We start from the raw sequence: 12,058 nt of genomic DNA, 5'->3' as shown, positions 1-12,058 counted from the left end.
CGCGCCACCCCTGTGGACAACCGGGGGCGAACGTCCGGGCCGCCTGTGGACAACTCGCGGTGCCGTCGGCGCGGTGCGTTACGTTCGGAGCGTGAACGCACTCAGCCCCGACCCCGCCTCCGGGCAGGACAGGACCGCCGCCCCCGGCCGGGTCGTCCTGCTCACCACCAGCCACCGGGTGGCCCCTGGCCTGCTGTCCTGGCCCGCCTGGCAGGCCCTGCGCACCGCCGACGAGGTGCTGTGCGCGGACGGCGCCCATCCGCAGCTGCCGTATCTGCGGGAGGCCGGGATACGGGTGGCGGAGGCGGCCCCGGTCGCCGAGGAACTGGTCGCCGCCTGCGCGGGCGGCCGCACGGTGGTCGTCGTGGCCACCGGGGAGGGCGAGCCCGCCCTCACCGACGGCCTCGCCCGTCTCGCCGGTTCCGGCGCGGTGTCGATGCCCGACCTCGAACTGCTCCCCGCCTCCTACGACCTGCCGGGCGCCCGCCTGCTCGACCTGGTCCAGGTCATGGACCGGATCCGCGCCGAGTGCCCCTGGACCTCCCGGCAGACCCACGAGGGCCTCGCCAAGTACGCGGTGGAGGAGGTGTACGAACTGGTCGAGGCGATCGAGAACGACGACCGCGACGAACTGCGCGAGGAGCTGGGCGACGTCCTGCTCCAGGTCGTCTTCCACGCCAGGATCGCCGAGGAGGACCCGGACGCCCCGTTCTCCGTCGACGACGTCGCGGGCGGCATCGTCACGAAGCTCGTCCGCCGCCACCCGCACATCTTCGGGGACGCGACCGCGACGACCCCGGAAGAGGTCAAGGAGAACTGGGAGCGCGCCAAGGCGCAGGAGAAGGGGCGCAGCTCCGTCACCGAAGGCGTCCCGCTCGGGCAGCCCGCCCTGGCCCTCGCCGCCCAGCTCACCTCCCGCGCCCGCACGGCGGGACTCGACGTCCCGCTGCCGCCCCCTGACGACATCGGCTACACCCTGCTCGCCCTGGCGGCCCGCGCGGAGCGGGAGGGAGTGGACCCGGAGGCGGCCCTGAGAGCGGCGGCCAAGACCTACCGGGACACGATACGAACAGCGGAACGAGCACGGAACTGACGAGGGCGACGCACCGCACCACAAAAGAAGACGAGAGCGACGCACCGCATCACAAAGGAAAGGGCCGCACCACAAGAGATAGGGGGAGTCGGTGGTGGGCCGGAGGCCGGACTCGGCGGTGGCGTCCCTGGTCGGCAGGGTTACCGTCGGGGCGTGACCAACCCGTACACCTCCGTGCCGACCCCGAATGACCCCGAGCCGTCCCAGGACGGTCCCACCCCCGCTCTCTTCAGCTGGGAGTTCGCCACCGATCCCTACCCGGCGTACGCCTGGCTGCGCGAGCACGCCCCCGTGCACCGCACCCGGCTGCCGAGCGGGGTGGAGGCGTGGCTGGTCACCCGGTACGCCGACGCCCGGCAGACGCTCGCCGACAACCGGCTCTCCAAGAACCCCACGCACCACGCCGAGGACGCGCAGGGCAAGAGCAGGACCGGCATCCCCGGCGAGCGCAACGCCGGTCTGATGACCCATCTGCTGAACATCGACCCGCCCGACCACACCCGGCTGCGCCGGCTCGTCTCCAAGGCGTTCACCCCGCGCAGGGTCGCCGAGTTCGCGCCCCGCGTGCAGGAGCTGACCGACCAGCTGATCGACGACTTCGCGGGCCGGGGCAGCGCCGACCTGATCCACGAGTTCGCCTTCCCGCTCCCCATCTACGCGATCTGCGACCTGCTCGGGGTCCCGTCCGAGGACCAGGACGACTTCCGGGACTGGGCGGGCATGATGATCCGGCACGGCGGGGCGCCCAGGGGCGGGGTCGCGCGGTCGGTCAAGAAGATCAGGGGCTATCTCGCCGAGCTGATCCACCGCAAGCGCGCCGACCTCGGCGACGACCTGATCTCGGACCTGATCCGGGCCAGCGACCACGGGGAGCACCTCACCGAGACCGAGGTCGTCGCGATGTGCTTCGTGCTCCTGTTCGCCGGCTTCGAGACGACCATCAACCTGATCGGCAACGGCACCCACACCCTGCTCCGCGAACCGGGCCAACGGGCCGTCCTCCAGGACGCGTTGGCGGCCGGGGACACCGCGCTGCTGGAGAGCGCCGTCGAGGAACTCCTGCGCTACGACGGCCCGGTGGAGCTGGCGACCTGGCGGTTCGCCACCCAGCCGCTCACCATCGGCGGCCAGGACATCGCGGCGGGCGACCCCGTCCTCGTCGTCCTCGCCGCCGCCGACCGCGATCCGCAGCGGTTCGCCGACCCGGACACCCTCGATCTGACCCGGCGTGACAATCAGCACCTCGGCTACGGCCACGGCCTGCACTACTGCCTCGGCGCGCCGCTCGCCCGCCTGGAGGGGCAGACCGCGCTGCGCACGCTCCTCACCCGCGTCCCGGATCTGCGGCTCGCGGTGGACCCGGCCGAACTGCGCTGGCGGGGCGGCCTGATCATGCGTGGACTGCGCACGCTGCCGGTCGAGTTCACCCCCGTCGGCACCCGGTGAGACGCGTCCGGCGGGTGGGGTGCGAAGGGTACGAACGGGCCACCGCGCGCGAAGGTGACACGCACTCAACTCTGTGATCTTCACGTGATCTGTGCGGCATTAACTTGTGACAGGCATTCGTATGCCTATACGTTCACGGATCAACGCGGTGCCGTACACCCTGCGCCGCGGACAACTGCTGTCTCGCGAAAGGCTCCCGCATGCTCTCCGGGAACGGTCGTCACCGCCGCCCCCGCCAGGCCCCGGCGCTCCTCGTCGCGGCCGGCGTCACCGGCACCGCCATCGCGCTGCCGCTGCTCGCCGCCTCGGGCGCGAGCGCCGCCGACGGCACCACCTGGGACAAGGTGGCGGACTGCGCGACCGACGGCTCGTGGAGCCAGAACACGGGCAACGACCTCTACGGCGGGCTTCAGCTCTCCCTGGAGGACTGGGAGACGTACGGCGGACTCGACTACGCGCCGAGCCCCGACCTCGCCAGCCGCAACCAGCAGATCGCGGTGGCCGAGAAGCTCCTCGCCGACCAGGGCGTCGGCGCCTTCCACAGCTGCGGTCTCACCTCCGGGCTGACCCAGAAGGCGGGGGCGCTCGACATCGACACCGGCCTCGGCGACAACACGTCCGACTCCTCCGGTACGTCGGACAGTTCCGGTTCCACCGGATTGTCCAACTCGTCCGGCGATGGGGCGGAAAGCTCTCCCTCGTCCGATCCGTCGGCCGACGACTCCACCGGCACCTCCCCCTCGCCCTCGGCCCCCGCGACGGGTGAAGGCGAGGACGACAGTGAGGCCGGCGCGGGCGGCGGGAGCGACAAGGCCGCGTCCGGCACCCCGTCCGCCTCCGCCTCCTCGCCCGAGGAGCAGAGGTCGAGCAGCCCCCGCGAGCCCGCCGCCGACCCCTCGGACAACTCGCGCCAGAGCGCCGGTTCCTGGAGCCTCGTCGACACCGGCGCCGTGACGGCGGACTCCGGCACGGGCACCGGCAAGCACCGCGGGCAGAGCGCGGAGACGGGCGGTACCGAGACCGCCTCGGCCGGCATCGGCCGCGCCGACACCTACACCGTCCGCCAGGGCGACACCCTCGGCTCCATCGCCGACTCCCTGGACGTGGACGGCGGGTGGCGGGCGCTCTACGGCGCGAACAGGAGCGGCATCGGCGCCGACCCCGGCAGCATCGTTCCCGGTCAGACCCTCGAAGTCAGGTAGTAAACGGGACGAAACCGGCGCGATTCCAGGGGAGTTGACGCCCGCATTCGCCAGCTAATGTCCGGTTTGGTGAAAGTGTGGGATGAGTCTCAGAAGCCCTGATCGTCTTTGAAATTCCGCGGTTTCCGTGGCTACGGTCAACACCGCTCGTCACCACGGGCCCCGGCCGCCGCAACGCCGAATCCTGCCAGCGGCCGTCCGGGAACAGTCGTCGCGCAAGCGCCGAAGGCAGGAGCGGGGGACCCAAGGTAAGTGCCGCACCGGGCAGTTGACCGGAGCGGCTTGGGGTTAAGCCGTGCCTCTCACCCAGGCGCGGCCGGGCACTCAACCGGCCCGAACCCGACAGCTCACCTCGCAGGCGTCGGTGAGGGGATCAACCATGCTGTTTTCCGGCAAGGGCAAGCACCGTCGCCCGTCCAAGGCCACCCGCGCCATCGCCATCGCCGGTGTCACCGGTGCCGCCGTCGCCGCCCCGCTGATGGCGGCCGGCAACGCCTCCGCCGCCACCGCCTCCGAGTGGGACGCCGTCGCCCAGTGCGAGTCCGGCGGCAACTGGTCCATCAACACCGGCAACGGCTACTACGGCGGCATCCAGTTCTCGGCGTCCACGTGGGCCGCCTACGGCGGCACGCAGTACGCCTCCACGGCCGACAAGGCCTCCAAGGCCCAGCAGATAGCCGTCGCCGAGAAGGTCCTCGCCTCCCAGGGCAAGGGCGCCTGGCCGACCTGCGGCACCGGCCTCTCCGGCGCCGCCTACTCCGGCTCCTCGAACGGCTCCAGCAACTCGGGCAGCTCGAACAGCTCCAGCAACTCGGGCAGCTCCAGCAACTCGGGTTCCTCCAGCGGCGCCGGTGACTCCCGCTCCTCCGACGGGCAGGCCGCCTCCCGCTCCGCCGAGCGTCCGGCCGCGAAGAAGACCGTCACCACCCCGACCGGCAAGAAGGTCAAGAAGGGCGACGGCGAGTACAAGGTCGCCTCCGGTGACACGCTCAGCTCGATCGCCGCGCGGCACGAGGTCGCGGGCGGCTGGGCGAAGCTGTTCCAGCTGAACAAGGACATCGTCGAGGACGCGAACCTCATCTACCCGGGCCAGCAGCTGCACCTGAAGTAGTCCGCGGGTCCGCGCCAGGACGCACAGGCGGCTGACCGCTGAACCACAGCGCCCTCCTGTCCGTGGACCTCACCATGAAGACCTCGTGAGGGTCACCCCCCGTCCCCACGGGCCCCCCGCTCCGGTGCGTGTTCCCCCGTACGCACCGGGGCGGGGCTTTTTCTGCGCGGTCCGGCGGCTCCGCTCTTTGTTCCGTTCGGAAACTTTTTACTCTCGGTTCTGTCCAGGGGGTGACCGACCGGCTGGCCGATCGGCCGGAGCCGGTTAGGCTCGGTCTCGCAGAACCCACCGCGGCGCCCGCGTGCCGCGTTCAGATCCCAAGAAGGAGATGCTCGTGCCGTCCATCGACGTCGTCGTAGCCCGGGAAATCCTGGACTCCCGAGGCAACCCCACGGTCGAGGTCGAGGTCGGCCTCGACGACGGCAGCACGGGTCGTGCCGCCGTTCCGTCCGGCGCCTCCACCGGTGCCTTCGAGGCCATCGAGCTGCGGGACGGCGACCCCAACCGCTACCTGGGCAAGGGCGTCGAGAAGGCCGTCCTCGCCGTGATCGAGCAGATCGGCCCGGAGCTGGTCGGCTACGACGCCACCGAGCAGCGGCTCATCGACCAGGCGATGTTCGACCTGGACGCCACCGACAACAAGGGCTCGCTCGGCGCCAACGCCATCCTCGGCGTCTCCCTCGCCGTCGCGCACGCCGCCTCCGAGGCGTCCGACCTCCCGCTCTTCCGCTACCTGGGCGGCCCGAACGCGCACCTGCTGCCGGTGCCGATGATGAACATCCTGAACGGCGGCTCGCACGCCGACTCCAACGTGGACATCCAGGAGTTCATGATCGCCCCGATCGGCGCGGAGTCCTTCTCCGAGGCGCTGCGCTGGGGCACCGAGGTCTACCACACCCTCAAGAAGGTGCTGAAGGGCCGCGGTCTGGCCACCGGCCTCGGCGACGAGGGCGGCTTCGCGCCGAACCTCGGCTCCAACCGCGAGGCCCTCGACCTCATCCTCGAAGCGATCAAGGAAGCCGGCTACGCGCCCGGCGAGCAGATCGCCCTCGCGCTCGACGTCGCCGCCTCCGAGTTCTACAAGGACGGCACGTACCTCTTCGAGGGCAAGGAGCGCTCCGCCGCCGAGATGACGGAGTACTACGAGGAGCTGGTCGCCGCCTACCCGCTGGTCTCCATCGAGGACCCGCTGTACGAGGACGACTGGGCCGGCTGGCACGTCATCACCGAGAAGCTCGGCGACAAGGTGCAGCTCGTCGGTGACGACCTGTTCGTCACCAACCCGGAGCGCCTGGCCCGCGGCATCGAGGAGAACTCCGCGAACGCCCTGCTGGTCAAGGTGAACCAGATCGGCTCGCTCACCGAGACCCTGGACGCCGTCGAGCTGGCCCAGCGCAACGGCTTCAAGTGCATGATGTCCCACCGCTCGGGCGAGACCGAGGACGTCACCATCGCCGACCTCGCCGTCGCCACCAACTGCGGCCAGATCAAGACCGGCGCCCCGGCCCGCTCCGAGCGCGTCGCCAAGTACAACCAGCTGCTGCGCATCGAGGAGATCCTCGACGACGCCGCGGTGTACGCGGGCCGCAGCGCCTTCCCGCGCTTCAAGGGCTGACAGACGGGCTGCCCGAGAGCGCTGCCCGGGAGAGCCGCCCGTCGAGGGCTGCGCCGTTAAGGGGCAAGCCTGAGCCAGTCGTACGTACGTCCCCGTACCGGTCCCGTACCGTGTCCGGGGACGTACGCGCGTGTGTGATCGGGAGGCGGGGAACATGGCCGTGAGGGACCGGGACCGGTTCTCCACCGCGACCAGGATCAAGCTGCTCGGCGAGCAGACGGCGGCCCGGGTCTACCGCTCCCAGACCAAGCGGCAGGCCCACCGCTCCCGGCTCACCGGCCGCGCGGCGCTGCTCGCGCTCGTGGTGTGCACGCTCGTCGTCGCACTGGCCTACCCGATACGGCAGTACGTCTCCCAGCGCGCCGAGATCGCCGGCCTGGAGCGGCAGAAGACGCAGGCCAGGGAGCGCGTCGAACAGCTGCGCGACACCAAGGCGCGCTGGCAGGACGACGCGTACGCCGAACAGCAGATCCGGCGCAGGCTGCACTATGTGATGCCGGGGGAGACCGGCTACGTCGTGATCGACCCGGCCGCGGTCAAGCAGTCGCGCGCCGGCCAGGGGGCGGCCCACCGCCCCTGGTACTCCAACGTCTGGGACGGGGTCGACAAGTCCGACGCCTCCGACCAGTGACCCGACCAGAGAGACAGTTCGTAGTGGAAACGCCTCCGCCGACCACCCCGCGCACCGAGCCGACCGACGCGGACGTCGAGGCATTCAAGCAGCAGCTCGGGCGTCCGCCGCGCGGGCTGCGCGCCATCGCGCACCGGTGCCCGTGCGGTCAGCCCGACGTCGTCGAGACGGCCCCGAGGCTGCCCGACGGCACCCCCTTCCCGACGCTGTACTACCTGACGTGCCCGAAGGCGAACTCCGCGATCGGCACGCTGGAGGCCAACGGCGTGATGAAGGAGATGACGCAGCGGCTCGCCACCGACCCGGAACTCGCCGCCGCGTACCGCTCCGCGCACGAGGACTACGTCAGACGCCGGGACGAGATCGAGGAGCTGACGGGCTTCCCGAGCGCCGGCGGCATGCCGGACCGGGTCAAGTGCCTGCACGTCCTGGTCGCGCACGCGCTGGCCGCCGGCCCCGGCGTCAACCCGCTGGGCGACGAGGCGCTGCGGATGCTCCCCGAGTGGTGGCAGAAGGGCACGTGCGTGGTGCCGGACGCCGGCTGCGCGTGACCGACCGCACCACCGAGCGGTGCGCCGCGCGCCACCGCACCGAGAGAAGGGCTTGCCCATGACCCGTGTCGCGGCTGTCGACTGCGGTACGAACTCCATCCGGCTCCTGGTGGCCGACGTCGACCCGGCGACGGGTCAACTCGTCGACCTGGACCGGCGGATGACCATCGTGCGGCTCGGCCAGGGCGTCGACCGCACCGGCCGGCTGGCGCCCGAGGCGCTGGAGCGGACCTTCGCGGCCTGCCGGGAGTACGCCGCCGCCATCAAGGAGCACGGCGCCGAGCGGCTGCGCTTCGTCGCCACCTCCGCCTCCCGTGACGCCTCCAACCGCGACGACTTCGTGCGCGGGGTCCTCGACATCCTCGGCGTCGAGCCCGAGGTCATCACCGGGGACCAGGAGGCGGCGTTCTCCTTCACCGGCGCCACCAAGGAGCTGACGGCCCGCCCTGACCTCGAACGCCCCTTCCTGGTCGTCGACATCGGCGGCGGCTCCACGGAGTTCGTGGTGGGCGACGAGGACGTCCTGGCCGCCCGCTCCGTGGACGTCGGCTGCGTCCGGATGACCGAACGGCACCTGGTGCACGACGGCGTGGTGAGCGACCCGCCCACCGAGGCGGAGATCGCCGCGATGCGGGCCGACATCGAAGGGGCCCTCGACCTCGCCGAGCGGACGGTGCCGCTGCGCGAGGCCCGCACCCTGGTGGGCCTGGCCGGTTCGGTGACGACGGTCTCGGCCATCGCGCAGAACCTGCCCGCGTACGACTCGGCGGCCATCCACCACTCCCGCGTCTCCCTCGACACGGTCCGCGAGATCACCGACCGCCTGCTGCGCTCCACCCACGCGGAGCGCGCGACGATCGGCGCGATGCACCCGGGCCGGGTGGACGTGATCGCGGCGGGCGCCCTGGTCCTCCTGACGATCATGGAGCGAACGGGCGCGCGGGAGGTCGTGGTGAGCGAACACGACATCCTCGACGGGATCGCGATCCACACGGCGCTCGGGTCGTGAGTGCGGATCGGCGTCGATCGGCGTCGATCGAACGCCGGTCCGAAGCTCCCGGGGCTCTCGACTGAGCAGGTCGGACGGCGATTGAGCGGGTCGGCGGGGGGTTTTCGGGGTCCCCCGCGACCCGCTCCCGGCAAAGTTCGTGAAGTTCTTCACAAGGAATTCTGTCGTGTCAGGGTGAGAACGGGGTCCGGGAGGGCCATTCGGGGGTCCCACCTGGGAGTTGAACGTGTTCAGGGGTGCGCCGCCGAGGGTGTCCGAGGGGGCGTCGCGAGGGTCCTGGCGGGGTGCCCGGCGGTCCCAGAGGGGCAGCTCACGCGGCATTGACAACGGTGGGTAACGGACATCGGTTCCCGGCCCGGGGCGGGGTCCTGATCGTCGGGGTCGCGGAGGATAACACACCCCCTGCCCGACCTTGTGAAGGGGCGCACGAGGTACCCCCTCGGAGCGGGTGGATACTCGATGCCATGAGCACCACGGAGCGTCCCAGGATCCTCGTAGTAGGCGGTGGGTACGTAGGCCTGTACGCAGCTCGGCGCATTCTCAAGAAGATGCGCTACGGAGAGGCGACCGTCACGGTCGTCGACCCCCGGTCGTACATGACCTACCAGCCCTTCCTCCCCGAAACCGCCGCCGGCAACATCTCCCCGCGCCATGTCGTCGTCCCGCTGCGACGCGTGCTGCCGAAGGCGGAGGTCCTCACCGGTCGGGTCACCACCATCGACCAGGACCGCAAGGTCGCCACGGTCTCCCCGCTCGTCGGGGAGTCGTACGAGCTGCCCTTCGACTACCTGGTGATCGCGCTCGGCGCGGTCTCCCGCACCTTCCCGATCCCCGGCCTCGCCGAACAGGGCATCGGTATGAAGGGTGTCGAGGAGGCCATCGGCCTGCGCAACCACGTCCTCGAGCAGCTCGACAAGGCCGACTCGACGACCGACGAGGAGATCCGCCGCAAGGCGCTCACCTTCGTCTTCGTCGGCGGTGGCTTCGCGGGCGCCGAGACCATCGGCGAGGTCGAGGACCTGGCCAGGGACGCTGCCAAGTACTACAAGACGGTCTCCCGCGAGGACATGCGGTTCATCCTCGTCGACGCGGCCGACAAGATCCTTCCCGAGGTCGGCCCCAAGCTCGGCCAGTACGGCAAGGAGCACCTGGAGAGCCGGGGCGTGGAGATCTACCTCTCCACCTCCATGGACTCCTGCGTCGACGGCCACGTCGTGCTCAAGAACGGCCTCGAGGTCGACTCCCACACGGTCGTGTGGACGGCAGGCGTCAAGCCGAACCCGGCGCTGGCCCGCTACGGCCTGCCGCTCGGCCCGCGCGGTCACGTCGACACCGCGACCACGCTCCAGGTGCAGGGCACGGACTACATCTGGGCCGCGGGCGACAACGCGCAGGTGCCTGACCTCGTCGGCCGCAAGGCGGGCAACGAGAACGCCTGGTGCCCGCCGAACGCCCAGCACGCGCTGCGCCAGGCGAAGGTCCTCGGCGACAACGTGATCTCCGGGATGCGGGGCTTCCCGCAGAAGGACTACTCGCACGCCAACAAGGGCGCGGTGGCCGGTCTGGGGCTCCACAAGGGCGTCGCGATGATCGTCGTCGGCAAGATGAAGATCAAGGTCAAGGGCCGTCTCGCCTGGTACATGCACCGTGGTTACCACGGCATGGCGATGCCGACCTGGAACCGCAAGATCCGCGTCTTCGCCGACTGGACCCTCGGCATGTTCCTCAAGCGCGAGGTCGTCGCGCTCGGCGCCATGGAGAACCCCCGCGAGGAGTTCTACGAGGCCGCCAAGCCCGCGCCCGCGCCCGCCGTGAAGGCGGAGCCCGAGGCCGAGAAGGCCAAGGCGTCCTGACCCGCCCGGTGACCGCCGGCCGCCGGGCCGGTCACCGCTAGAGCGATCCGAAGGGCTCCCCGCCATCCGTGGTGCGGGGGGCCCTTCGGCGTTCCTCGCGGGGCCTCCCGCGACGACCTACATGGCGTGTACATCTATTTTGCCCAGTCGTGACACGCACACGGGACTGCTTTACGGCCCGCCAGGTGTTTACGTGGTGCTGGACATTCCGGGATCCGTCGTCACGTCGTCACGGAGGTACGCGCCATGGGCGACGCCGCGCTGCGGCTGAAAAGGCTCGTCGAACAGTTGCTGGGAACGCCACTCCCGGTGCGCATCCGCGCCTGGGACGGCTCGGAGGCAGGGCCGCCGGAGGCGCCGGCCCTGGTGGTACGCAATCGCCGTGCGGTGCGCCGGCTGCTGTGGAAACCCGGCGAACTGGGCCTGGCCCGCGCCTGGGTGGCCGGCGACCTGGACATCGAGGGCGACCTCTACACCCTGCTCGGCCTGGTGTCGGGACTCGTCTGGGAGCGCGGCGAGGACGCCAGGTCCCTCACCGAGACCCTGCGCGACCCCGAGGCCAGGGCCGCCGTCCGCGGCCTGGTCAAGCTCGCCGGGCTGCCGCTGCCGCCCGCCCCGCCACCGGAGGAGATCCGCCGCCCGGGGCACCTGCACACCCGGCGCACCGACAAGCGCGCCATCAGCCACCACTACGACGTCGGCAACGACTTCTACGAGATCGTCCTCGGCCCCTCCATGGTCTACTCCTGCGCCTACTGGCCGCAGCCGGACGCCACCCTGGAGGACGCCCAGCGCGACAAGCTCGAACTCGTCTGCCGCAAGCTCGCCCTGACACCCGGTCAGCGGCTGCTCGACGTCGGCTGCGGCTGGGGCTCGATGGCCATGCACGCGGCCCGGGAGCACGGCGTCAGCGTCGTCGGCGTCACCCTCTCGCAGGAGCAGGCCGCCTACGCCCGCAAGCGGATCGCCGACGAGGGGCTCGCCGACCGGGTGGAGATCAGGGTCCAGGACTACCGGGACGTCACCGACGGCCCCTACGACGCGATCTCGTCCATCGGGATGGCCGAGCACGTCGGTGCCGAGAAGTACCTGGAGTACGCGCGCAACCTGTACCGGCTGCTCGCGCCGGGCGGCCGGCTGCTCAACCACCAGATCGCCCGCCGCCCGCAGCGGGACGAAGAGGCCTACCACGTCGACGAGTTCATCGACGCGTACGTCTTCCCCGACGGCGAACTCGCGCCGGTCGGCACCACCGTCACGCAGTTGGAGCGGGCCGGGTTCGAGGTGCGGGACGTCGAGTCGATCCGCGAGCACTACGCGCTCACCCTGCGCCAGTGGGTGGCCAACCTGGAGGCCGGCTGGAGACGCGCGGCCGGCCTCACGGGACCGGGCAGGGCACGGGTCTGGCGGCTGTACATGGCGGCCAGCGCCCTCGCCTTCGAGCGCAACAGGATCGGCGTCAACCAGGTTCTCGCGGTACGGACCCCCGAGTCCGGCGCCGCCGGGGTGCCGCTGCGCGCCCGTACCTGGAACTGAGATGCGCGAGG

At 71.1% G+C, this 12,058-nt stretch carries 10 protein-coding genes and 1 riboswitch; all 10 genes read left to right on the top strand.

Features of this window, described 5'->3' with window-relative positions; genetic code table 11:
- Positions 1-91: 91 nt before the first annotated feature.
- The 10 genes from DDJ31_RS16045 to DDJ31_RS16000 all read left to right on the top strand — a co-directional run bounded on the left by DDJ31_RS16045 (position 92) and on the right by DDJ31_RS16000 (position 12,047).
- A complete protein-coding gene (locus DDJ31_RS16045; RefSeq protein WP_240678194.1) occupies positions 92-1,093 on the top strand; it encodes a nucleoside triphosphate pyrophosphohydrolase in 1,002 nt (333 codons plus the stop codon).
- A 174-nt stretch (positions 1,094-1,267) separates the two neighbouring features.
- Complete coding sequence (locus DDJ31_RS16040) at positions 1,268-2,539, top strand: cytochrome P450 family protein (protein ID WP_127182766.1); 1,272 nt, start codon at positions 1,268-1,270, stop codon at positions 2,537-2,539.
- A gap of 200 nt (positions 2,540-2,739) precedes the next feature.
- Positions 2,740-3,741: a LysM peptidoglycan-binding domain-containing protein gene (locus tag DDJ31_RS16035; protein WP_127179607.1), complete on the top strand. Its 1,002-nt coding sequence runs from the start codon at positions 2,740-2,742 to the stop codon at positions 3,739-3,741.
- A gap of 210 nt (positions 3,742-3,951) precedes the next feature.
- A riboswitch (cyclic di-AMP (ydaO/yuaA leader) is annotated at positions 3,952-4,117 on the top strand.
- 3 nt (positions 4,118-4,120) lie between these two features.
- Positions 4,121-4,852, top strand: coding sequence for a transglycosylase family protein (locus DDJ31_RS16030; RefSeq protein ID WP_127179608.1), 732 nt, complete (start codon positions 4,121-4,123; stop codon positions 4,850-4,852).
- Positions 4,853-5,186: 334 nt separating this feature from the next.
- Positions 5,187-6,467 (top strand): phosphopyruvate hydratase, encoded by a 1,281-nt coding sequence (gene eno, locus DDJ31_RS16025; RefSeq protein WP_127179609.1) that lies wholly within the window; start codon positions 5,187-5,189, stop codon positions 6,465-6,467.
- Positions 6,468-6,621: 154 nt separating this feature from the next.
- Positions 6,622-7,098: an FtsB family cell division protein gene (locus tag DDJ31_RS16020; protein WP_127179610.1), complete on the top strand. Its 477-nt coding sequence runs from the start codon at positions 6,622-6,624 to the stop codon at positions 7,096-7,098.
- A 23-nt stretch (positions 7,099-7,121) separates the two neighbouring features.
- Positions 7,122-7,649, top strand: coding sequence for a DUF501 domain-containing protein (locus tag DDJ31_RS16015; RefSeq protein WP_127179611.1), 528 nt, complete (start codon positions 7,122-7,124; stop codon positions 7,647-7,649).
- Between the two features lie 58 nt (positions 7,650-7,707).
- Positions 7,708-8,658 carry a Ppx/GppA phosphatase family protein gene (locus DDJ31_RS16010; protein WP_127179612.1) on the top strand — a complete coding sequence of 317 codons (951 nt, stop codon included), beginning with the start codon at positions 7,708-7,710 and terminating at the stop codon, positions 8,656-8,658.
- A gap of 464 nt (positions 8,659-9,122) precedes the next feature.
- Positions 9,123-10,511, top strand: coding sequence for an NAD(P)/FAD-dependent oxidoreductase (locus DDJ31_RS16005; RefSeq protein ID WP_127179613.1), 1,389 nt, complete (start codon positions 9,123-9,125; stop codon positions 10,509-10,511).
- 246 nt (positions 10,512-10,757) lie between these two features.
- Positions 10,758-12,047 carry an SAM-dependent methyltransferase gene (locus tag DDJ31_RS16000; RefSeq protein WP_127179614.1) on the top strand — a complete coding sequence of 430 codons (1,290 nt, stop codon included), beginning with the start codon at positions 10,758-10,760 and terminating at the stop codon, positions 12,045-12,047.
- The last annotated feature ends 11 nt before the right edge of the window (positions 12,048-12,058 follow it).

This window comes from Streptomyces griseoviridis (genome assembly GCF_005222485.1).
GTDB classification, from domain to species: Bacteria; Actinomycetota; Actinomycetes; order Streptomycetales; family Streptomycetaceae; genus Streptomyces; species Streptomyces hintoniae.
The sequence above is the reverse complement of the archived record's forward strand: the minus strand, read 5'-3'. Positions and strand labels throughout refer to the sequence as shown.